This is a genomic window from Pseudomonas sp. R3-52-08 (assembly GCF_003851745.1).
Lineage (GTDB): Bacteria > Pseudomonadota > Gammaproteobacteria > Pseudomonadales > Pseudomonadaceae > Aquipseudomonas.
In genome coordinates this window covers 2,181,338-2,202,974 of the sequence record NZ_CP027730.1, presented here as the reverse complement: position 1 = coordinate 2,202,974, position 21,637 = coordinate 2,181,338, and the positions used below count along the sequence as shown (strand labels likewise).

General features: G+C 58.6%; 20 protein-coding genes and 4 pseudogenes. 8 read left to right on the top strand and 16 right to left on the bottom strand.

Annotated features, from left to right (window positions below; translation table 11 throughout):
• The first annotated feature begins 15 nt into the window (after window positions 1-15).
• On the top strand, window positions 16-747 hold the full coding sequence (locus C4J91_RS10255; RefSeq protein WP_124362196.1) for a TIGR03747 family integrating conjugative element membrane protein: 732 nt from the start codon (window positions 16-18) through the stop codon (window positions 745-747).
• Window positions 748-979: 232 nt separating this feature from the next.
• Window positions 980-1,174 (top strand): annotated as a pseudogene (locus tag C4J91_RS27765) (site-specific integrase); the annotation flags it as partial.
• Here the strand turns inward: C4J91_RS27765 and C4J91_RS10245 are convergent.
• Together C4J91_RS10245 and C4J91_RS10240 are read right to left on the bottom strand one after the other, a co-directional pair.
• A pseudogene (locus C4J91_RS10245) lies at window positions 1,158-1,357 on the bottom strand (hypothetical protein). The pseudogenes C4J91_RS27765 and C4J91_RS10245 sit on opposite strands and share 17 nt — an antisense overlap.
• Before the next feature lie 40 nt (window positions 1,358-1,397).
• The gene (locus tag C4J91_RS10240) at window positions 1,398-1,688 is read right to left on the bottom strand and encodes a hypothetical protein (protein WP_124362195.1); all 291 of its coding nucleotides are present in this window, start codon (window positions 1,686-1,688) and stop codon (window positions 1,398-1,400) included.
• A gap of 631 nt (window positions 1,689-2,319) precedes the next feature.
• On the opposite strand from C4J91_RS10240, the gene C4J91_RS10235 reads away from it, so the two are divergent.
• Window positions 2,320-2,622, top strand: coding sequence for a DUF6555 family protein (locus tag C4J91_RS10235; protein WP_124362194.1), 303 nt, complete (start codon window positions 2,320-2,322; stop codon window positions 2,620-2,622).
• A gap of 365 nt (window positions 2,623-2,987) precedes the next feature.
• Here C4J91_RS10235 and C4J91_RS10230 read toward each other — a convergent pair.
• The 8 genes and pseudogenes from C4J91_RS10230 to C4J91_RS10195 all read right to left on the bottom strand — a co-directional run.
• Window positions 2,988-3,682 (bottom strand): annotated as a pseudogene (locus C4J91_RS10230) (malate:quinone oxidoreductase); the annotation flags it as partial.
• Window positions 3,683-3,709: 27 nt separating this feature from the next.
• On the bottom strand, window positions 3,710-4,003 hold the full coding sequence (locus tag C4J91_RS10225) for a hypothetical protein (RefSeq protein ID WP_124362193.1): 294 nt from the start codon (window positions 4,001-4,003) through the stop codon (window positions 3,710-3,712).
• 35 nt (window positions 4,004-4,038) lie between these two features.
• Window positions 4,039-5,166, bottom strand: coding sequence for a hypothetical protein (locus tag C4J91_RS10220; protein WP_124362192.1), 1,128 nt, complete (start codon window positions 5,164-5,166; stop codon window positions 4,039-4,041).
• 11 nt (window positions 5,167-5,177) lie between these two features.
• A complete protein-coding gene (locus C4J91_RS10215) occupies window positions 5,178-5,603 on the bottom strand; it encodes an HPF/RaiA family ribosome-associated protein (RefSeq protein WP_124362191.1) in 426 nt (141 codons plus the stop codon).
• Window positions 5,604-5,751: 148 nt separating this feature from the next.
• The gene (locus C4J91_RS10210) at window positions 5,752-7,512 is read right to left on the bottom strand and encodes an ABC transporter ATP-binding protein (RefSeq protein WP_124362190.1); all 1,761 of its coding nucleotides are present in this window, start codon (window positions 7,510-7,512) and stop codon (window positions 5,752-5,754) included.
• On the bottom strand, window positions 7,509-8,711 hold the full coding sequence (locus C4J91_RS10205; protein ID WP_124362189.1) for a beta-glucosidase: 1,203 nt from the start codon (window positions 8,709-8,711) through the stop codon (window positions 7,509-7,511). Before C4J91_RS10205 ends, C4J91_RS10210 begins: the two co-directional genes overlap by 4 nt.
• A complete protein-coding gene (gene glf, locus C4J91_RS10200) occupies window positions 8,708-9,901 on the bottom strand; it encodes a UDP-galactopyranose mutase (RefSeq protein ID WP_124362188.1) in 1,194 nt (397 codons plus the stop codon). The genes C4J91_RS10205 and glf overlap by 4 nt, the downstream gene beginning before the upstream one ends.
• Window positions 9,889-11,058, bottom strand: a complete 1,170-nt coding sequence (locus C4J91_RS10195) for a glycosyltransferase family 1 protein (RefSeq protein ID WP_124362187.1) — start codon at window positions 11,056-11,058, stop codon at window positions 9,889-9,891. The genes glf and C4J91_RS10195 overlap by 13 nt, the downstream gene beginning before the upstream one ends.
• Window positions 11,059-11,368: 310 nt before the next feature.
• Here C4J91_RS10195 and galE point away from each other — a divergent pair, with 310 nt between their 5' ends.
• A complete protein-coding gene (gene galE / locus C4J91_RS10190) occupies window positions 11,369-12,394 on the top strand; it encodes a UDP-glucose 4-epimerase GalE (RefSeq protein ID WP_124362186.1) in 1,026 nt (341 codons plus the stop codon).
• A gap of 359 nt (window positions 12,395-12,753) precedes the next feature.
• Here the strand turns inward: galE and C4J91_RS10185 are convergent, their stop codons facing one another.
• A complete protein-coding gene (locus tag C4J91_RS10185) occupies window positions 12,754-13,479 on the bottom strand; it encodes a ferritin-like domain-containing protein (RefSeq protein WP_124362185.1) in 726 nt (241 codons plus the stop codon).
• Window positions 13,476-14,649 (bottom strand): annotated as a pseudogene (locus C4J91_RS10180) (hypothetical protein). Before C4J91_RS10180 ends, C4J91_RS10185 begins: the two are co-directional and overlap by 4 nt.
• A gap of 294 nt (window positions 14,650-14,943) precedes the next feature.
• Between C4J91_RS10180 and C4J91_RS27760 the strand changes: the two are divergent.
• Window positions 14,944-15,249 (top strand): alpha/beta fold hydrolase, encoded by a 306-nt coding sequence (locus C4J91_RS27760; protein WP_256681672.1) that lies wholly within the window; start codon window positions 14,944-14,946, stop codon window positions 15,247-15,249.
• Window positions 15,250-15,406: 157 nt separating this feature from the next.
• Window positions 15,407-15,826: a hypothetical protein gene (locus C4J91_RS27755; protein ID WP_256657894.1), complete on the top strand. Its 420-nt coding sequence runs from the start codon at window positions 15,407-15,409 to the stop codon at window positions 15,824-15,826.
• Window positions 15,827-15,863: 37 nt separating this feature from the next.
• Here the strand turns inward: C4J91_RS27755 and C4J91_RS10170 are convergent, their stop codons facing one another.
• Window positions 15,864-16,862: an NAD(P)/FAD-dependent oxidoreductase gene (locus C4J91_RS10170; protein ID WP_124362184.1), complete on the bottom strand. Its 999-nt coding sequence runs from the start codon at window positions 16,860-16,862 to the stop codon at window positions 15,864-15,866.
• A gap of 274 nt (window positions 16,863-17,136) precedes the next feature.
• Here C4J91_RS10170 and C4J91_RS10165 point away from each other — a divergent pair, with 274 nt between their 5' ends.
• Together C4J91_RS10165 and pip are read left to right on the top strand one after the other, a co-directional pair.
• The gene (locus tag C4J91_RS10165; RefSeq protein WP_124362183.1) at window positions 17,137-17,811 is read left to right on the top strand and encodes an SOS response-associated peptidase family protein; all 675 of its coding nucleotides are present in this window, start codon (window positions 17,137-17,139) and stop codon (window positions 17,809-17,811) included.
• A 120-nt stretch (window positions 17,812-17,931) separates the two neighbouring features.
• Entirely contained in the window at window positions 17,932-18,912 is a 981-nt protein-coding gene (gene pip, locus C4J91_RS10160; RefSeq protein ID WP_124362182.1) for a prolyl aminopeptidase, read from the top strand.
• Between the two features lie 520 nt (window positions 18,913-19,432).
• On the opposite strand, the gene C4J91_RS27530 is transcribed toward pip, so the two are convergent.
• From C4J91_RS27530 to C4J91_RS10145, 3 genes are all read right to left on the bottom strand, one after another.
• Entirely contained in the window at window positions 19,433-19,696 is a 264-nt protein-coding gene (locus C4J91_RS27530) for a hypothetical protein (protein ID WP_164484523.1), read from the bottom strand.
• A 602-nt stretch (window positions 19,697-20,298) separates the two neighbouring features.
• Window positions 20,299-21,114: an SMP-30/gluconolactonase/LRE family protein gene (locus C4J91_RS10150; protein WP_256657465.1), complete on the bottom strand. Its 816-nt coding sequence runs from the start codon at window positions 21,112-21,114 to the stop codon at window positions 20,299-20,301.
• Window positions 21,115-21,153: 39 nt separating this feature from the next.
• Window positions 21,154-21,627 (bottom strand): DMT family transporter, encoded by a 474-nt coding sequence (locus tag C4J91_RS10145; RefSeq protein WP_124362181.1) that lies wholly within the window; start codon window positions 21,625-21,627, stop codon window positions 21,154-21,156.
• Window positions 21,628-21,637 lie beyond the last annotated feature (10 nt).

Sequence of the window (21,637 nt, the reverse complement as noted above, 5' to 3'; positions counted from 1 at the left end):
ACAATGGAGTGAACGATGGCGACTTCCGTCCGGAACACGCCGCCACAACAGACCCAGCGCTCAGGATTGCTCATCTCGGCGATCGGCTTAGTACTGCGCACTATCAGTTTGTTAATTGCCTCATTGCTGTTCTCGATCTTGATCGAGTGGGCTGGCCTGCTTTTCTTTTGGGGGGATCAAGGCTGGAGGCACAGCCAAGGCATGCTGACTAATGAACTGGGGTGGCTTAGCGCGCACTTCAAATCTTCACTCATTCTTCAACAACCCGGGCAGATGATTGTCCAGATACTGGATATCCTCACCCAGTGGCTTTTGGTCAAAACTGGATTTGCGGACTTCGCTCATCAGGCCCGGGTGTCGAGCCAGGGACACGGGTTCTGGCACTGGACCAATCAGCTCTACGTGAGTATTGAGGATTTCGTGCTGGCCGCGGTGTACGTTACCTTCACCTTCGTAGTGCGCCTGACCATTCTGGTCTTAGCCACGCCGCTGTTCTTACTGAGCATGCTCACTGGTTTTGTTGATGGATTAATGCGCCGTGATCTGCGCAAATTTGGCGCTGGGCAAGAAAGCAGTTTTGTCTATCACCGTGCTAAGCGAGCAGTGTTACCACTGCTAATCGTGCCCTGGATTATCTACCTATTCCTACCGTTTTCGCTCAATCCCATGGCGATTTACTTGCCTTGCGCGGTGATGGTCGGAATAGCAACTGCTATCACCGCGGCAACGTTCAAAAAACACCTTTGATAGAACGTACTGCTTGAATGTAATGCACGAGGTTGCTATAGCCAGAGAGAAAGGAACCGGGCTTCGGTGCGTGGGATTGTGGCGGTAAGGATGCTTGATGGCTCCGTTTTGTCAGGCCTGTAGGTTTAGGCATTCCAAGCCATCCTCGGCGTGTGAGAAAGTCCTGCAGCGGGCTGTAATAGACCACTTTTCGGCAGTAATCGGCCAAAAGGATACTACACAAGGGCTTATCCAATGCCGGTACACATACGCCAGTCAATGCCGACCACGGCCAATTCCTATATCGACTGGATTGCCGAACAGATGGGACACACCAATAGCACATGATCCGCCAGCACTATGCACATGGATCAACGAGGACGGCCCGGACGTGGTTGGTATGCTGCAACTGGCCTTGAAGCTTTCGCCCGTCACAGCTCAACATTAAAGCTACGCAACTCAATCCCATCGGCAAAGCGCCCTACAGCCGTCAGGCTGGTCCAAATGCGCAACGCCTCACGGCGCGAGCGTACCGCCAACCAGCTACTGCCAGAGCCGCCTAGGCGGATAGCCAGCGTCCACTTTTCCTCTTGTCGGCTGACCAGCGTATCGCGCACCGCGCCGCCTCCATCAGGGCGCGCAGTGCTTCTTCCTGAATCCGTTGTTCATGATTAAGCGTGCCTCCTGACTCGATCGGTAAAGTCGCTGACCTGGGTGGGTATCAGGCAATTCAACTTACCGAAGGTCGCCAGGTGCTGGATCATTGCTTCTTGACTGCCGGGTTCACGGGCGACCATGCGCCGGCAGGTCTTGTCCAGGATCAACACGGCCAGCTCCGGGTTTTCGACCCTCGCGGCATCGAAGGCCTGTGCGATAGCGATGGCCAGTTCGCCCAGGTCCGGGTCCTGCCGCTGAAGCGCCTTTAGCGCATTCATCTGCCGCGCAGTGATGGGTAGCGACACGTCGCTCTTCCTTAGTAAGCACGCTTCGACCAAGCGCAGCGGTAATGGTAGACCAGCCTGCCGGGGCCTGGTTTACGCAGGCAAACAAAAAGGCCCGCGCACCTGGTCAAAGTGTGGGGGCCTTTTGAACATAAGCGGCGATATCAGAATACTTCGCGTCGTTAGCCGCGGGATACCGTTGCGTCCGATACGTTGAGTAATCCCGCAGGGGGCATGCGCCGACGTTCGAAAGCTTCCCAGTGTTCGCGCCTGCGCTGTTCTCCGCAGCGCATGCACACGTATACATCCGGGCTCAACCCTAGGTAGTAGCCCTTTCTGATATAGGGATGGGGGCATTGGCTTGATGGATACCCGCCATTAACTTCATACGATTCAGTCATCATATAAAAACCTAAAAAAAGCCCGCACTTAGTGCGGGCAAAACAGGAGTAATACCTTGAGACTGATTGAGCGAACAGGCTCAGTATTGAGAGCCAAAGGATGCAGAGTCAGTTTAGTTTTTATTTGTCGCTGTCGACGAACGGCGAATAACAAGCGAGACGGAATTGTACAACCCGAACTATTTTGTACAACACAAAAATTCTGAACCTTCTTTCTGATGAAGTAACAAAAAAGTTCAGGGAGAAGCGATATGAAAAATTCTTTATATATCATCGAATACGAAATCCATGACGTACCTAAATCTTTCATCGTAAGAGCGGAGGTCATGAACAATGCGGAAGCTTGGCACTGGGCAGCGTGCGATGTAGGGATAGGGATCATCCCTAGGTTTCGGAACGAAAAAATAAAACGGATCAGCAAGCCAATGGGTGAGCGGTACGGCCTTACAAACGTGAGGTGGCGTCCGTCGGGTGATATCCCGTTTATCGCCCAAGCATATGTACCGCCCCCACCAGATTTGAGCGAGAAAGCGACCCAACTACACGATGACTGATGGCGCTTAGCTATAACGCGTTCTAATTTTTTCGGTTGTCCACCATGATGTACATCCTTTTAACGCTTTGGCTAAGTGCGGTGTTCATGACCCGCACGGAGTACTTGCGTCGGCACTTTGGGCAGCGCTGTTCAGATGCGGATGGAACCATGTAGGTGACCTCGCTCTCGCCAAGTTCGAGCGGTGCATCACATTTGATGCACTTGTGATCGTCGTAGTTAGCAAACATATCGGGTCGTCCATGAATAGTCGAACATATACCATCGACCATAAACGCCATGTATTCAATGAAAACGCTGATGAAGATTCAAACAAGCGCTTACTTGCCACCCTAATGCCAGCATTCGGAGATTAGTTAGCTAGCTGTCGCGCACTTCCGTCGACAGCCTGAGGGCGGAGTTCTGGCGGGTTTGCAGGTGGCTGACGAATTGCCGGGTGATCTCGCCGAAGTTGACGTCAGTGCCGATGGGCGTCCAGGTCGCGGCGATTTTTGCGAGGGATCGCGGCCCTCCATCATCAACGGCACCCATTGTTTGATCTGAGTCGGGTCTTCGGAATACTGCATCGGCCGGAACAGCGGGCTGGCCTGCAACGCCTCGTAGCGTTTTTTCAGGAAGCGGATGTTGTCGTCGCCCCACACGAAACTCATGTGCGGCATGGAGTTGATGAACGAGCGCGGGTTGTGCAGCACGCCGGTTTTGACTTGCCAGGCCAGGAACTGCCGGGTGATCTGGAACGCTTCGTTAATTTCCACGGCCTTGGTGATGTCGATCTTGCCGTCTTTTTCCGGGGTGTAGTTCAGCTCGGCGAGCGCCGAGTGGCCGGTGCCGGCATTGTTCCAGCCGTTGGAGCTCTCCTCGGCGACCTTGTCCAGGCGCTCGACCATCTCCATTGACCAACCCGGCTCCAATTCACTGAGCCACACCGCCAGGGTCGAACTCATGATCCCGCCCCCCACCAGCATCACATCGACGCGCTTGGTTTCGGCGGCATACGCGTGCGGGATGCCCAGCGACAGGGCCAGGGCAGTCAGTGCCCCTTTGAGTGTCGGGTTGTTCATGGTTGCCTCCAAGACACGACGGTCGGTTTATTTCGGGGAGGACGTCGACTGCGCCGCATCGATGCACAGGTCGATGGCCACGGTGTCGAGTCGATCACGTTCCTGGGCTGCAAGGCTTTGCAGCGTTTTTGCGTAGACCGCGTCTGCGGCGTCCTTGAGCCGCTGCCACTCCTCCAGGCTGATGATCTCGCGCAGCACCAGCTCGTCGGCGCGGTTGATGAGGGTCCGATAAAAGTCGTCAAGCTGATCCAGGCGGTAGCTATCGTCTTCAAGCAAAAGGTGCCAGGCCCGAATCTCCATCGCTTTTTCGCTTTTTTCCATGCTCGCGCTCCTGCTGAGTAAAAAGCCCGTGCGCCTCAGTAACGCAATACAGCCGCCGCGCGGGTGTCGGTGGGCATCGAGCGCTCGGCAGGCACCACCACCACTTCGCCGCCCTGGCGGATAACGGCCAGGATCAGCTCGTCCAGCGCAGCGTCTTCCTCGGCGACCTGGGCGCCTGGCTCGCTGCCGTCAGCCTCCACCAGCAACAACGCCACCCGGCCTTCCAGCGTCGCATGCTCAATGTCCACCAGCCGCGAGGCATAAAGCCGCTGCCCTACGGCCACGCCAAATCGATCAAACGCGGTGTTCAGCGAATCCTCGTAGCGCTTGCTCATCACGGCGGTGCAGGCCTGCGCCAACTCGGTTGATGAGAGCGTGGCGGGGTCTTTACGCACGCCGTCCGCCAGCAGGAAGGGGTTGTGACTGAGCGCCCTGAACACGGCCTGGTTCTCGGGCAGCGCCACCAGCACCAACGGCAGTTTGCAGACGCGCGAACAGTGCTCGGTGATCGCTTTGTCGACGGCACGGAAGAACCGCTCGCGGTCCAGGTTCACTTCGTCCTGCTTACCGCCACCGCCCGACTCATGCATCATCGGATCGCCGCGCTCACCCGCGCCGCTGAACCCGTCGGGGTGGCCTTGCTGGTCACGGGAGGTCAGTTGATCGCCCAAGGCATCGGCCTGGGAAGTGGGCACCGCCTCCGGCAATTCGACTTGCTGCAGTGTCTGCGCGGCACCCTCGTAAACCCGCACGCTGTCCCGCGTCAGGCACAGCGCCTGGTAGCGTTCGGTCATTGGCGCCTGGCGCAGCAGCGGCCTGAGATAGGGGTGGCGGTTGACGATGGCGGTTTCTTGGACCATCCGATGCAACCCCACCACCAGAAAATACTCGGCGCCGCCAAAGATCGCGATCGAAGGCGGGCAGCTATTCCAGAATTCGGTGTCGGCCACCAGGTCATGAAACGGTGCAAGCAGCGTCTCGGCCTGCGCCTGATCAGCCAGCAGGCCTTCGAGGTCTTTGATGAGGTTCTTCAAACGAATCGGGTTTTGCGTGCGCTCGGGAAACGTCTGCTGGGCGGGCATGTAGACACTCAGGTTGGTGCGATCCGCCAGGGCCAGAAGCGTGTCCAGAGTGTCGCGGGTAAAGGTTTGAACGTGGACCATGGGGAGCCTCCTCAGTGTTTGTCCAGATCAGCCTGCCTGGCCAGGAAATCGTCTTCGAGCAGCGCGTCGATTTGCGCCGGCGATTCTTCCTGGACCGGAGGCGCCGTCAGATGCCCGGTGGATTCGACTTTGGGCGACAAGCGTCCCATCAGATGTTCCAGCGCGTGGTGGATTTTGCGCGCGGCGCCAGCGACGGCCAGCTCCAGGCTTTCCGCCTGATGCGTAACGGACAACGAGCTGTGGCCCTTGGGGCGCACTTCGATCTGGCAACGTTTGTCTTGCGGACCGGACTTCTGCGCATTCACGTCGCCCACGTGGATTTCCACGCGCGTCAGCATCGAGCTGTAGCGCTCGAGCTCGTCAACCACTGTACTGCCTACCCACGCCTGAAGATCGGCACTGCCTTCAATATGATTACTGTCTACCTGTACCAGCATGGTCAATTCCTCTTCTGTCCTGAAAAGTAGGCTCGCCCAAGGGCGTCAACGGCCATGTAAGGTTCGAACCGAGGCTATTCTCACGCGTTCGTTCGGCAAACGGCGCAGGCCGATCAACGGCGTACTCCGCTCCGAGCACGCTCAGGCATCAGTGGTCCTGGACCATCGTCTGCATCTGCCAGAGCGTGCGGAAACGTCCCTGGCGGCGACGCAGTTCATCGGGTGCACCGTCCTGAACCACCTTCCCCTCTTCGAGCACCAGCACCCGGTCGAAGCTGGCGATGGTCGAGAGTCGGTGAGCCACCGCAAGTACCGTCCTGCCGCGCATCAGGTCCATCAGCGCGCACTGGATGATGGCCTCGGAATCGGAATCCAGTGCGGAGGTCGCCTCGTCGAGGATCAAGATTGGCGCGTTCTTCAGGAACGCCCGCGCCAGCCCCAGGCGCTGGCGTTGCCCGCCGGAAAGCGTCACGCCACGTTCCCCCACAAGCGTGTGATAACCATCAGGCAGCGCCTGCACGAACTCATCGCAGTAGGCTCGCCGGGCGGCATCAATAATCTGTTGCTCAGTCGCGCGCGGCTGGCCGTAGCCGATGTTTTCCAGGATGCTGCGATTGAACAGCGCCGGCTCCTGGGGTACCACGGCGATTTGCCGGCGCAGGCTGTCCTGGCTGACCGAGCGGATGTCCCGGTCGTCGATCAGGATCGCGCCGTTGTGCACATCGTCCAGACGCTGGAGCAAGCTGAGCAGCGTGGATTTTCCCGAACCCGAGGTACCGGCAATCCCGACGCTCTGGCCCGCAGGAATGTCCAGGAATAAATGGTTGAACACCTGGCGCCCGCCGGGGTATGCATAGCTGACGTCCAGCAATTTGATGCTGCCCCGGGTCGGCGCGAGTTCTTCCGGCGCATCGCTGAGTTCGTGCGGCTGCGCGATGATGCCGAGCGTTTCGGTGATGACGCCCATCTGCTGGCTGGCTTCCACCAGCGCCAGCGCCAATTCGCGCGAGCCGTGGAGGATACGAAACGTCAACGCGCTGACCATGACCACATCGCCCGCCGTAACCTGGCCCTGGCGCCACAGCAGGATCGCCCAGCCCAGCATTGACCCGGCCATGATGGACAGGCAGATATCGTGGAGCACGCGTGCCTTTTCCAGGTAGATCCAACTGCGCCGATGCGCGCCCGCCTCGACGCCTATCTCCCGCTCCAGCCTGACGCGCTCGCGCTCGCGCCCGGAGAACGCCTTGATCGTCCAGACATTGGACACCAGGTCGACAATCTCGCCCCCGACCTGCGCCGACTGCGAGGCGAAGGCGATATGCCGGTTCCTGCCACGCACGCCGACCACAGTGATCAACGCGGCCACCAGCACCACACACGCGATCAGGGCCAATGCCATTGAGCCGCGCACGGCGAACAACACCACTACGGCACCGATAAAATCCACGCACGGCGGTACGATGCGCCAGGCCAGGCCGCCGTATACCGTGTTGGCGGCGGCACCGGCCGCCGACACTCGATTAGCCAGCGAGCCGGCGAAATGCCGGTTGAAATAGCGCATCGGATGACCGGTCAGGTGATGAAAAAGGTCAACGCGCAGGTCGGCGCAACTGCCCACCACGGTATGGCAGCCGACCCAACCGCCCAACCGCCACAGCACGTTTTCCAACACGATCAACCCAATGAACAGACTGAACGCATGCCACACCTGGTCGGCCTGCGACTCTCCGGCCATGGCGTCCACCAGCAACTTCATGCCGTACTGCACCGCCACCGCGCAGCAGGCCGCGCCGATCACCAGTGACAACATCGCGCTGAAATGCAGCGGGCGCACCCTCACGTAGCGCCATAAAAACGCGCTGGCTGTCGTCGGCAAAGGCTCGTCGCGCAAGCGCTGGAAGATCATGTGCGCAGCCTCTGCGCCCGCCTTGCATCAAGCTCGCGCAAGCGTGCCTCGATACGCTCGGGCAGGGCTTTGAGCTGCAGGTGCAACGGGTGGAAAGGCGCGCGTTCGCCCTCTCCGTCGGCGTAGCCAAACACGCCGGTGGGGCAATAACGGCCATCATCCCAGCCGGGGTAATCGAGAAACGGGTACCAACAAATGCCTTGCACCGGCACCCCCCGTTCCAGCGACATCAGCACCTGGTCCACGACATAGCTCAACCAGGGCAAACGCTCCTGGTCCTCCGCCCCGGTTTCGGAGATCAGCAGCGGCCGCTGATAGCGTTGGTGCAACTCTTTGAGCATACCGGCGAGTGGGCGGTAATCCGACTCACCCAGCGCAATGCGCCCGCCGTGGAAATACCACTGATTATGCGGATAGAAATTCGCGCCGATGATATCCAGGTAATCCTCCTGCCCGCCCAGGCCCGGCCACTGGCGCCCGATCAGCATGTCCCAGGCCTCGAATTGGGCCACCCGGTAGCGTTCGGCGTTTTCAATGTCCTCGCTGCGCTGCGACTCGGAGACCACGTTGATCAGCGGGTCGCACTGCACGAAACGCGCAGCCGGCGCGCGCTCGCGAATCGCCTCGATCGCGGCGATGCTGGCGCGCACCAACTGGTGCTTGAGCTCCTGGCCGCGCCCGTGGGCATTGGGGTTGAAATAACCGACGTCGCCCCCCGCCCAGCTCCAGAACGATATCTCGTTGACCGGCGAATAGATCGGAACGCTGATACCTTCATCCGCCATCAGCCCTGCCACCGCGCCGGCAAAACGTGCGAACCGGTCGACAAACGACGGGCGCCAGACGTCCAGGTCATCCGGATACCCGTAATGGCAAAGGTCCCAGATCACTTGCACCTGGTGATCGCGCGCAGCCCTGAGCATCGGCAGGAAACTGCTCCAGTCGTAGCGACCGGAGCTGCGCTCGATCAGGTGCCAACGCAGGCCGTCACGGGCGCAACGCACATTCAGGCCCGCCAGTTGCGCGTAGTCCTTGTGTGCCCAGCGCGCGTGCCCGGTGGCGGCCAGCAAGTCCAGGCGCCGACCATCCTGGCGGCGCTGGCTGGAGCACTCATAGCCCGCCATCACGAAGCTGTTGAAGAGCGCGTGATGACCGCGCTCGCGGGGCTCCCTCTGGCTCTGCTCCGGCGGCGCGCTCATAACACATCGAGCCCGGCTGCAACGGTGGCTTCGCTGCTCGCGGCTTCAATGTCGCGGTACAACGCAAGCGCCTGGCCCACCACTTGGTCCATGTTGTAGTACTTGTAAGTACCCAGGCGCCCGAGAAACGTCACATTCGGCGTCTGCTCCGCGAGGGCCTTGTACCGCTTGTACAGCTCGACGTTTTCGGCGCGTGGAACCGGGTAATAAGGGTCGCCCTCATCGCAGGGAAACTCGCGAGTAATGCTGGTGCAGGGGTGGACCTGACCGGTCAGGTGCTTGTACTCGGTGATGCGCGTGTAGGGCACCTCCGGGTCCGGGAAGTTGACCACCGCCACCGGCTGATAGCGCTCCTGCTCGAGCGTCTGGTGCTCGAACCGCAACGAACGGTAGGGCAAGCGTCCCAACTGGAAATCAAAGTACTCGTCGATCGGGCCGCAATAGATCACGTGGTTGAATTTCACCTCATCGCGCACGTCCTTGAAGTCGGTATCCAGCAGCACGTCGATCCGGGGGTGATCGAGCATCTGCTCGAACATGCGCGTGTAGCCATCGCGGGGCATCATCTGGAAGGTGTCGGTGAAATAGCGGTCGTCTTCATTGGTGCGCGTGGGGATCCGCGAGGTCACCGACTTGTCCAGCGCGGAAGGGTCCAGGCCCCATTGCTTGCGGGTGTAGCCACGGAAGAATTTCTCGTAGAGCGTGCGCCCGATCTGATTGACCACCACGTCCTCCGACGTGCGAATCGTGGCCACCGGCTCCGCGCGCTCGGCCAAGAACACTTCGGCTTGCTCGGACGTCATCGACAAACCGTACAGTTTGTTAAGCGTGGTGAGATTGATGGGGATCGGCACCAGTTGCCCATCGACCTGCGCCAGCACACGGTGCTCATAGGGCCGCCACTCGGTAAAGCGCGACAGGTAGTCGACGATCCGCTGCGCGTTGGTGTGAAAGATGTGCGGACCGTAACGATGCACCAGTACCCCCGCCGCATCCGGGTGATCGTATGCGTTGCCGGCGATATGCGCGCGTCGGTCGATCAACAGCACGTTGCGCCCCAGCCCCTGGGCCAGCCGTTCGGCGATGACGCTGCCGGCAAACCCGGCACCGACGACCAGGTAGTCATACACCCCGCGCCCGGGTTGGCAGGACGGTCCGGACTTGGCGGTTTCAAGGTTTATCTGAGGCATTCGATCTGCTCCTTCATAAAGCGGCACGTGTTGTCCCAAGACATCCCCTCAAGCGCCGCATCGGCACGTTTTAGGAAATCGGGCGTGCCTTTCAGGCGCAGAGCGCCTTCGATGGCGCTGACAAACGCGTCGGCAGTGTCGGCGATAAATACGGCACCGCTTTGGCCGTAGCCATTGACTACATCGCGTATCGGCGTCGAGACCACGGGGCAGCCGCCGGCTAGGTACTCGGGGGTCTTGGTTGGGCTGATGAAACGGGTGGACGCATTGAGCGCGAACGGCATCAGGGCCGCGTCCCAGCCGTTCAGGTAAGCTGGCAGCTCGGCGTATTGCCGCCCGCCCAGATAATGAATATTGGGGCGTCGCGGCAGGGTCTGCGGATCGATCTTGACCACTGGCCCAACCAATACGATCTGCCAGTCGGGACGCAACGCCGCCACATGGTCAACCAGCTCGATGTCGAAGCGCTCATCGATCACACCGAAAAAGCCTAGGCGTGGCCGCGCGACCGGCGCCTGGTCGGCAGGGTCCGCCAACGCGTTTCGTGCCTGCGCAAAATGGCCAATGTCGACGCTGCTAGGCACAGGGTGCGCATTGCCGTGCTGGTGCTGCTTGACCTCCCAGATGCTGAAACCGCCAGTGAACACCACGTCGGCCTTGTCCATGAGCAGCCGCTCCATGTGCACCAGTTGGGCCGGCGCGCCCTTGAACGCAGACAGCTCATCCATGCAGTCGAACACCGTGACCCGCGCCTGGAGGTGGTCGGTAAACGCCAGGCTCATGGGCGTGAAATACCAGAGCAGAAGATCACCTTGCACGGCCTTGGCAAGACGCTCATCCAGCAACCGTCGCTGCGCCTCGATCATCGCCTGCTCACCCAGGCCCTCAGGCAGGTGCGGGACGACCACCCGGATGCCCGCCGCCGGGCTCGACGTTTCCAGGCGAGGAGGCTCGCCACCGCCTACCACCGGTTCTTCGAAGAAGATCACGTCGTAGTCTTTCGCCAGGCGCGACATCACATGCTGCGGACGCTGGTAGACGAACTCCCAGCGCAAATGGGATAGGCACACCAGCGTAGGACGGGCCTGGCTGGCGGATTCAACAGGACTTAGCCCACTTACTTGGGCAAACGGCACGGGCTGTTCCGAAAGGTTCATATCAACGTCCTTATCAAGCGAAAAGATGACGGCTCATGCATCGAGCCCTTTGGCCATACCGTGTCGATACGGCAAGTGCACAACAGTCTTTATCCAGGCTATTCGGCTCTTGAAAGTTGGAAGCACGGTCGTCGCAGGTCGTTCAGTGCAAGAATCAGCGCAGCCGATGAACTGCATATACCGATCAGTCAAACGGCTTGAACTCCTCCTAGAAAGCGACCCCTACCTTGAACAGTCAGCTGCACAAACAGCGCTGACCGAACTGAGGAAACAGGCATCGGGTAGATGCCAGGCGAACGAGGGCGAGCGCATGATTTTGATTACGGGCGGTGCGGGATACATCGGTGCGCACGTCGCATTGGAATTGATGGTCCGAGGCGAAGAAGTGTTGATACTGGATAATTTGTGCAATAGCCGTCGCTCGACGATCGACCGGGTAAGCGCCTTGGCGGGCAAGCGGCCGGAGTTCATTTATGGCGACGTGCGTAATCGACGGTTGCTCGACAGGCTGCTGCGTGACTACCCCATCGACGCCGTAGTGCATTGCGCGGGGTTGAAAGCCGTCGGCGAGAGCGTGCGCGAGCCATTGCGCTACTACGACACCAATGTCGGCGGCAGCGTGGTGCTTTGCCAGGCCATGGCAAAGGCCGGCGTATTCCGGTTGGTGTTCAGCTCATCCGCAACGGTGTATGGGGATTGCACCCGCATGCCAATCAACGAAGCGTGCGCCACCGGGCAACCGACCAACCCGTACGGGATGTCGAAGCTGATGTGTGAAAACGTTATGAAAAGCGTGGCTAGCTCTGACCCGCGCTGGTCGATAGGCCTGCTGCGCTACTTTAACCCAATCGGTGCCCATGCCTCCGGCCTGCTGGGCGAAGCGCCGACCAGCACACCGAACAATCTATTGCCCTATCTGCTTCAGGTTGCCAGTGGCGAGCGGCAAGCGTTGTCAGTGTACGGCAAGGACTACCCGACCCCGGACGGCACCGGCGTTCGCGATTACATCCATGTCGTCGATCTAGCGTTGGGGCATATCAGCGCGCTAGAAGCGTTGCGCGAACGCTGTGGCGTCAGTATTTGGAACCTGGGAACGGGGCGCGGGTATTCGGTGCTGGATGTGATCAACGCCTTTGAAAAGGTGAGCGGCGTCAGGATCCCGCTGAATTTCGAAGCGCGTCGCCCAGGCGACATAGCCTGCTGCTGGGCCGACCCCCAAAAGTCCATCGACGAGCTGGGCTGGCAAGCGCGCTTTTCACTGGAGCAAATGCTCTACGACGCGTGGCGCTGGCAAATCAACCAGCGTGAGCATAAGGCGATTTGGCAGACAAAGTGAAGCGCACACATTGGCAGGGAACATTGATTCAGACACACCGGAGTCAGCGCTGGAATGGAGGAGATGTCTCAAGAAGTCATCTTTTGGCTCGAAGCGCGTGGGACTGGGTTCCGCAATTTCCCTGCAAATGTAGCGCCGTTCGTGGACTGGGAGTCAAATGCGGCCCTCCTGCTCCAAATAAGATATAAACCCTGAAGACGGGCAGCAACCAAGGGCAGCGTTGCGCACCCATGCTGTTTGAGCACATCCAGAAAGGCGAGCTCGACCCGTCGTTTCTACTGACCTATCCGATGAACCCTGAGGCAGTGCGCGTAGTTTCACGCCCATGTCCGGCGCGAAACTACGCATCGCGCAAACCGTCAGCTCACTTGGGCAAGCAGGTCGTCGCGAATGAATTGGCTAACCGTCGCTAAGTGTGTTTCCTCCTGCTGCAACGCATGCTCGAAGCGCTTCGCAATCAGCGGATGGCCACCTGCGCGGGCGAGCTCAATCAACAAATCCCACGCCGCGTTGTCCTCCAATTCAATGGTCAGGATCGCACTCATCGACTGCGACACAGTCGTGCGTGGGTCAGTCAGTACCTGCAGAACACCCATGGCCTTGACCCCGGCCACGTCCGCGCACGGCGTCATGGCGGTGGGGTCGGCGCCCAGGGTTTCGATGGCTTCGCGCACCAGGTCCATGTGCTCTAGTTCTTCGGCCTGGATCTGGCGCAGGGTGCCCACCAATGCGGGGTTGGCGCCCGGTGCGGACATGGCCTTGGCCACCATCGCTTCATATAAACGTACGCCAGTGCGCTCGAAAGCCAGGCGCTCGCCGAGCTTGTCGAGCAGCACTTCAGGCGCCTTGCCTATAGTTTTGTCCAGCGCAGTCTTGACCACACCCTTAGCGCTACCTGGAGACGGCACCGAACCGATCAGGTCGGCTTCGCGAATAGCACTCTCGCGCGCGGCGGTGTAGGCGCCCATGTCGCCCGGGACATCGGCGGGAAACATGCGCGTAGCTTCCAATTGGCGTGCAGTGCCTTCAGGCGACATCTGCGCGCCGGTGCGGTTGGTGCCGATGATCACTTGACGTTCGCTCATTGCTGTTCTCCCGCTGGGTTGAGTTCGGTGCCCGGTTTGAAGGCGTAGCCAGCTGACACCACGTTGGCTGGAACGCCCTCACTGTTAAGGCGTGCGCGTTGATCCAGAGACGCCTGCCCTTCCCTTTCCTTTGGTAAGTAATTGATACCATGGGCGCGCAGGTCGACCTCGCGAGACAAGGTCTCGCGCACGAAATCGCGCTGGCTCTTGAACTCGATCATGCGCGGCAGCGGGCCGGCCAATACCTCGGCGGGATCGCGGCGTTCATATTGCTTGAATAACTCGCAGGCCAGGTTCAGGTGTCCCAATTCATAGTCGACGAAGCGTTCCCAGAGCGCCTTGATGCGCGGATTTTCTTCCTGCTCGGCGCAACTGGCGTAGGTGTAGACCTCCATCGCCTCATGCACCAGCCACTTTTCCATGAAGGTTTCGCTGGGGTCCTGCAACGAACCGTACTGGGTCACATGTTGCTCCTCGACCGAGGCGATTTCGGCGTACAGCGCGCGAGCCACCGGGTCGGCGAACAGCGGACCGATGTTCATGTAATAGTCGTGTGTCTGGTATTCGGCCCCGGTGATCAGTGCGGCGTGAATCTTGGTGGTCAGTGCGGCACTGTCTTTGTGATAGTTGTCTCGCAGGTCATCGCCGGGGGCGCGGTGATGTTCGCTGGTAGGCCTGCCGTACGAGGTCGGTGTAGCCCTGCAGAATATTGTTGGCGTCCTTTCCCTCTAGCCGGTCGAGCATAGCGGCGTAGCGGTAGAGGTGGTCGAAGTCTTCCAGCAAGCCAAAGCGATAGGTTTGGGCCTGGTAGGGGTCGGGCTCATTCTGGGCGACGGCGGCGGTCACCTCGATCGCTACCTGCTCGTAGGCAACGGTGGTTTCCAAGGGAGAATGATCCGCGGACAGCAGCCAGTTGACCGCCGTCATCTGGTGCTGCTCGACACGGCGGATCTGTGCCAGCGGCAGCTGCAACTCTTTGTGAAACCGCGAGCCGAAGTGCTTGAGTCGTAAGGCGTCGGATTCAACGCCGTTCATCAAAATCACCCGTACCCGGGTGAATGCATCATCGTCCAGCTTACTGATCGGCTTGCCGGCCAGATCGCGCCAGGTAAAGCTCTGCTTGTCCAAGGGCGTGCCCTTGTTGTCCAGCAGATTATCGATTTTGGACATTGGTCGATCTCCTTCATCAGTCATCACCAAGTGAATGTTTCAACGAGCCGGCACCTGAATTCTCCGCTCTAATTGATGACAAAGAGATCTGAGGAGGGCATCGAAATTTTTTGATCATCCTCAGACGAACGGTTAGCTACGACGGCTAGTCGCACATGCAACCAGACTCCGCAACTGTAGTCGCCAAGCGGTTGCACCCGTAAAGGGCAATTCCCAGCAGCATCAGCGCACCGCCGCATACCCAAGTATTCCCTTTACTGGGAAGAAAGCGGCAACCCTGGCGGCGTTCCAGTCGTGTACTTGCACGGCTGCCGTGGTGAAGGAGCGCCGCTCGGCAAACGTCAGTTCTGGGATCCGGATCACTACCGCATCGTGCTGTTCGATCGACGCGGCGCCCTTCGCTCAACGCCACTTGGAGAACTGCGCAACAACACGACGCAGGCGCTGGTCGGGGACTTGGAAAAACTTCGCGAGCATCAAAGCAGGCTGATCACCGGTGGCTCGTGGGGCACCACGCTCGCTCTGGCTTATGGCGAGACTCATCCGCAGCGCTGTCTGGGTTTCACCTTGCCGGGGCGTATTCATGGGCACCGAAGATGAAATCAACTGGTACATCCACGGTATGCGCCGGTTTTCCCCTTGCACTTGAGGATTTCATTAACTTCATTCCCAAGGAGGAGCGGCACGATCTGCTGCAGGTATATCTTGATCGAATGACAGGCGATGACGAGGTTTCAAGCGGCGGAGCCATTCGCGCTTGGGTTCGTTACTCGGCCAGTGTTCATTATTGCGCCACGATCCGGACGGCATTGAAGAGCAAGCCGCCGATCAAAAGACCAGCACCAGCATGGGACTTCTTGATGTTTGGTATTTCAAGAACTGGATGTTTCTTGGAAAAGACCAACTGATAAATAACATTGAGGCAGTCAAATACCTACTGTGCAAGATCATTCAAGGGGGGCACGACATGATTGCCACGCCCAACTCCGCTTTTCGCTTGCATAAAGCCTGGACAGACTCGGTGCTGAAAATCATCATAGCAAGCCCCCCCATCGCGGGTTGCCTGACTTCCACGTCGAATAAATACGTGCTATCAGGATTTAGAGATCGAAACGGTGAATTGAAGTGTCCGATGACCTCTACCGTGGAGCTCGCGGTGTTACGCTGGTTAGGCTGAAACTATTTTGACCGAAGACGCTATTCCGCTTATGTACTCAAGCGGTACCCCGAACGGTTCTTTCGTCCCGTAACCGATCCCAAAGACGTAGTTCCAGGCTGTTATGCACAGCAGTCGCGCAGACCGCCGCCTGGCCTGTAGCGACGCTAATTTGCTTGAGCGAGTCCACGACATCCCCGACAGCGTAAAGCCCGTCAATCGATGTGCGCTGATGGTTGTCAACGCACAAAGCGCCCTCCTCGTCCACCTGCGCGCCCAGTTGCACCGCTAGCTCCGAGCGATACCGTGAGCCCAGCGATGGATAGACGATATCGAAGCAGTAATCTTCACCTTTCCCCGCTTTTACGTAGACTTTGCCGCCCCTCACTTCGATGTACTCGACCCGGTCCCTAATCAAACGTATACCGGCGCACCGCGCTCTCGCGCTCACGTCCTCACCAGCTTCGCTATCACCCTCGGCCAGCACCGTCACGTGGTCGGTGAAGTTGCGCAAAAATAGCCCGTGCTCAACAGCACAGTGTGCTTCGCCATATACCGCCACGTTGTCACCGTTGACTTCGTAGCCATCACATATGGCGCACAGCCGAATCACCGAGTGTGCAATGCCATCGTAGGGTCGATCCATCTGCGGCAAGGTATCGACGATTCCAGTTGCCAGCACCACACGCCGCGCGCTCAGCGCTCGTCCGTTGAGTTGCGCAACGAAACCAGTGTGGTCTTTGCGCAGACATTCCACGCTTCCGGCTTCAATCGTCGCCCCGTAAGACACGGCCTGCTCGCGCAATCGATCGAGCAAATCGTTGCCCGATATGCCTGGCGCAAAGCCGGGATAATTGTGCGAAAGCGGAATTAGGCTTGCACGGCTTTGCCCCCCGTCGGCGACCACGACTCGCCGATGGAAACGACTCAAATAAACCGCCGCCGTTAACCCTGCAGGGCCGGCGCCGACAATCAAGCAATCGACCTCGATATGACCTGCTGACGGTGATTCGGGGCGCTCTGGAGCGTCCCGGTATTTGTCTGACTTAACTGACATCCGCTGCCCTCCTGGTTTGCTTGGAAGCCGATTGAATGACGACAAAAAGATCGAGCTATCACCTCAGTTTTTAAACGGCAGCATCCGATGAGTGGTCACCTAAGCCGATGAAACGCAAATTCTTTTTGCCGTTCGTCTGCTCAACAAAAGGAGTTTCGAACCGCCAGGCAACACCTTGGTTCGCATTTACATAATCTGCCGCATTCAATCCGTAAAAATTGATAAGACGCGACGCGGCAGACTCTTTAGAAGTGCCACTGCCAGGAGTTTCGCGATGTGTGAATACATTGTTCAATATGATGTAGCCGAGGGTTTCGAAGCGCTGTTTGCCAAGGTGCAAAACCAAGGCGTGGGGAATGCAACTGGCATTGCGGATAGTAGCCTGCACCGAACCTTTGAACCGCAGGACAGCCGAAACGTGATCAAACCGAACATGCAGGTCAATGCCATACACAGCCGCAACGGCGTCCTAGAATGCATCAAGGTTCGTTGGGGCTGGAAACCGTTCTGGTCGATGGGAACAATGCCGCCGATGACTCATCTGCCACTCCATCTTGTAATGCGTTCGAGGGTATTCGACCGGGTGAAGCGCGACGGACGCATGCTAGTAGCGGTTGACGGTTGGTATGAAGCCTGCGAACCCGAGCAATTGAAAAACAGCCACCGCCTCAGCTACACCACGTCACGCGAGAACGGGCCGATCTTCCTCGCGGCGCTGGCGCAGGTCAGTGAACACTTCAATGGCTGTGACGGGCTCGTATTGGTCATGCACAACGACAGTTCCACAAGACAGCAGCGCCTGCTGGCGTTCACTGCCGAGGATGCGCAGGTATGGTTACGCCCCGATCTGCAATGGGAACAGGCGCAGGACCTGGCCATGCACATGGCGCTGGCAGAACCGCAACTGGAGCATGTTCTGACCTCCACGCGCAGCCTGCGTGGCCGATGAGTACCGACATGACCTTGGGCCGCTTGGAACCTCACAAGGCCACTCCGAGCGGCCCGCCATCGACTCGGTGCCGAAGTCAGGAATCTATGAGGCACCAGCAGTTTGCCGAGAGGATGAATAATGCAAGCTCCTTGTGAAGTCACCTACAACTTGTTCCCTGCCATCGAAGAAGCGCGACGCAGCGGTACGTTGCAAGTCGATGAACCTCATACCCTCTATTGGGAGGAAAGCGGCAACCCTGGCGGAGTCCCAGTGGTGTACCTGCACGGTGGCCCCGGTGAAGGTGCGCCACCCGGCAAGCGCCAGTTCTGGGATCCCGATCACTACCGCATCGTGCTGTTCGATCAACGTGGCGCCCTCCGTTCGACGCCACTGGGAGAATTGCGCAACAACACGACACAGGCGCTGGTCGACGACTTGGAAACACTTCGCAAGCATCTGGATATCGAAAGCTGGCTGATAACCGGTGGCTCGTGGGGCACCACGCTCGCTCTGGCTTATGGTGAGGCTCATCCGCAGCGCTGTCTGGGTTTCATCTTACGGGGCGTATTCCTTGGCACCGAAGATGAGATCGACTGGTTCATCCATGGCATGCGTCGGTTTTTCCCACAAGCACACGAGGATTTCGTGAACTTCATTCCCGAGGAGGAGCGCCAGGATCTGCTGCAGGCTTATCTCGATCGAATGACGAGCGACGACGAGAAATCAAGCGGAGAAGCCATTCGCGCTTGGGTTCGCTACTCGGCAAGTTGTTCGTTGTTACGCCACGATCCGGACGGGGTTGAAGAACAAGCCGCCGATCAAACAACCAGTACCGGCATGGGACGCCTTGACGTTTGGTATTTTAAAAACCGTCTGTTTCTTGAAGAAGACCAACTGATAGCCAACATTGAGGCGATCAAGCATCTCCCGTGCAAAATCATCCAGGGTGGACACGACATGATTGCCACGCCCAATTCCGCTTTCCGCTTGCACAAAGCTTGGCCAGACTCGGTGCTGAAGATCATAAACGACGCAGGCCATGCGCCGTCTGAACCAGGGATTATCAGCGCGCTGATCGAGGCGACCGAGCAGTTCAAGGAAATGGGGAAGTTCTATTGAAGCGAAGGCGTGGTCCGCTCATACGGGTTGACTGAACAGTGAAATATGTAGTGAGTAGACGCGCGGAACATCGTGTCTGAGAGGGAATTCGGAATGTCTCTGAAGAACTCGAAAAGCGGAGTGAAGACTTCAAAAAAAAGTGTGGTCATCCCTATATACGCAAGGGTTACTACCTGGACTTAAATCCGGAGGAATATGTCTGCACGTATTGTGGAGAGCAGCGCAGGCCTGAGCAGTGGGACGATCTCGAACGTCGCCGTACGCCGCCGGCTGGAATGCTCAACGCCAAGGAGTCGCGTTAGCCTTTTAGCGCGATTGATGGCTTTTTTGATGCGCCGTTTATGTTCAACAGGCCCCCAACACCTGACTCAGGCGTGGGGGCCTTTTTTTGCGCTGGCGGCAACCACTCTCCCGGTGCTGGTCTGCCACGCTAACTTTCTGGTCAATGCGTCGGACGCTGCCCCATGTCATACGCCTATGAAGGCCTGGCGACCGCCACCGTGCTGTCACTGTACTTGGGTCAGCCGTCGAAGGACCTCACCATGCTGGAATTGAACGCCCGCGTGCGTAATGTCGGTACCGGACGGTTTCGCACGAGTTCGACCGTTACCTGCAGGGCCCGAATGAAGCGAACGCCTTGCGCGTGATCCTGCCGGGTGGCTTGTTGCTGCAAGGACCGATCACCGACGGGCGCAACGAGCCGGGTGGCTGGCTGTTGATCCAGGCAGAACAATACGACCTTGCGGTCGAGCAGCCCGCGAGCTTCAATGCTGGAAATGGGCATGAACAGCGTGATCGACCCCTTCGTGGCGTTGGACTTCCCGCAAGCGGTGCATGTCCGAGCCCTTAAGTTGCTGAACAGAGTATTGCCCAAGCGAGCACCGTGGCCGATACGTTGCACGCCGCCGACCGGGCCGAGGGCTTCGCCTTCGGCATCGAGACAGTGAAGGACGCATATGCTCTACGCCCCTGACCAAAGACTGCCCCCAAAGCTGAGCAGCTTTTTGGAGTTCGCACGTGAGGCGTTTGGGCAACGGGGGCTCTCTGACTATAGGAGAATTACGGCCGCTGCTCGCCGATTTCTGCCGGTCAGGAAAGGCAGCTTTCGGCCCAGAGTGTGTAAAAACGCTTCGCCAAAATTGAAGTGTGCGCGTCTACGTTAAATCTGAAATTTATCGGCACGTCTGAAGATGTGGATTTTGCGTAGAAACGCGATTTTCAGTCCGGTTTTGGGCACATGGCGCGCTCAAAAACGTTTTTACACAGCCTCGGCCAGAAGCGGTCATTCATACGCGTCTACCAATTGGCATTCAGAACGGCGCGACAGGCTAGAACCCACTATTCAGTGCAGTCGTCCTGCAAATCGCTCTTCAGGCAATCCGGCAGCTAAAACGGCTTCGGCTTTATCAGCGTGCCATCGAAATCTGCCGGCTTATCCAGCCCTATCCTTGCGCTGGTGCAGTAAAGCGTTTCATAACCAGGTCCCGCTAAGACCGGGCAAGTGGTCTGAATACACGGGGAGCCGATCACGCTGTCAACTTTGCCGTCTGCCGCGTAACGCACGACTCTGCTACCGCCCCATTCCGCACTCCAGAGAAAACCATGCGCATCAATACAAGAACCGTCTGGAGCACCCTGACCGTTGACTGTAGTGAATACACGCTGGTTTTCTAGCGATGGGTAATCGCAGCAGAAAATGCATCCTTGCAGGGAGTCCGCGTAATACATGGTGAAACCGTCCGGGCTAAAACAGATGCTGTTCGGGATCGCCACTTCGGGAAGGTCCAGCGTTTCTGTCTCGAGCGTCGCGGCATTGAGCCGGTGAAATCTGCCTATGGTTTGCACCGGCTCGCCGGTGTCCATCGTGCTGAATACGAAGTTTCCCATACGGTCGCAGCGGCCATCATTGATCCGGGTTCCTGCCACGCCAGGGGTGGCTGTGACTTTGCTGAAACGACCGGAGCTCAGGTTGTAGTAGCCCAAGCAGGATGCCAGTCCCATCAGCAATATGTCTTCGTCTGCCGTGAGGGCAAATGACCCTAGCGGCTCTGGCAGGGACCATCGCTGCACTTCGCCGTTTTCGGGGTCCAGAGCACGCAACTCGCGGCCGGGGATGTCGGTCGAGAACAGGCGTTCGGTTCTTTCACACCAGACAGGACACTCGCCAAGAAGACTGGTGGTGTCGGTTAGGGCTTTAAACATGGTTGCGTCCTACGAAACAGGATGGGATAAACAAGGCAGTCAGTTGGAGAAAAGCGCTAACCACCTGTCACCGAACAGAGCGATGGCCAGGCCTGCGAGCATCACCATTGCCCCGGCCAACTTGACGAGAGACACCGGCCTTTCCAATGCCCCCATCAAGCCGAAGTGATCGATAACCAGTGACGAAATAATCTGCCCGGCGATAGCGAGGCCCAGCAGGGCTGACAGACCGATTTTTGGCGCAAGCACCACATAACTAAGCAACGCGCCGGCACCCAGCAGACCGCCCAGCAGGCTCCACCAGGGCTGGGCAGGTATAGCCGCCAGTGAGACCACTATCCCGCCGCGCATCAATGAAAAGATACTCAGGCATAACGCACCGGCAGTAAAAGAGAACAGCGCCGCCGCGACCGAATCTCCACCCACGCCTTTAGCGAGTTGGCCATTCAGCGTGGTCTGCAGGGTGATGCCAAGCCCTGCGCAGACGGCCAGCAGGTAGTAGGCTGCGTTCATCTCACGCCTC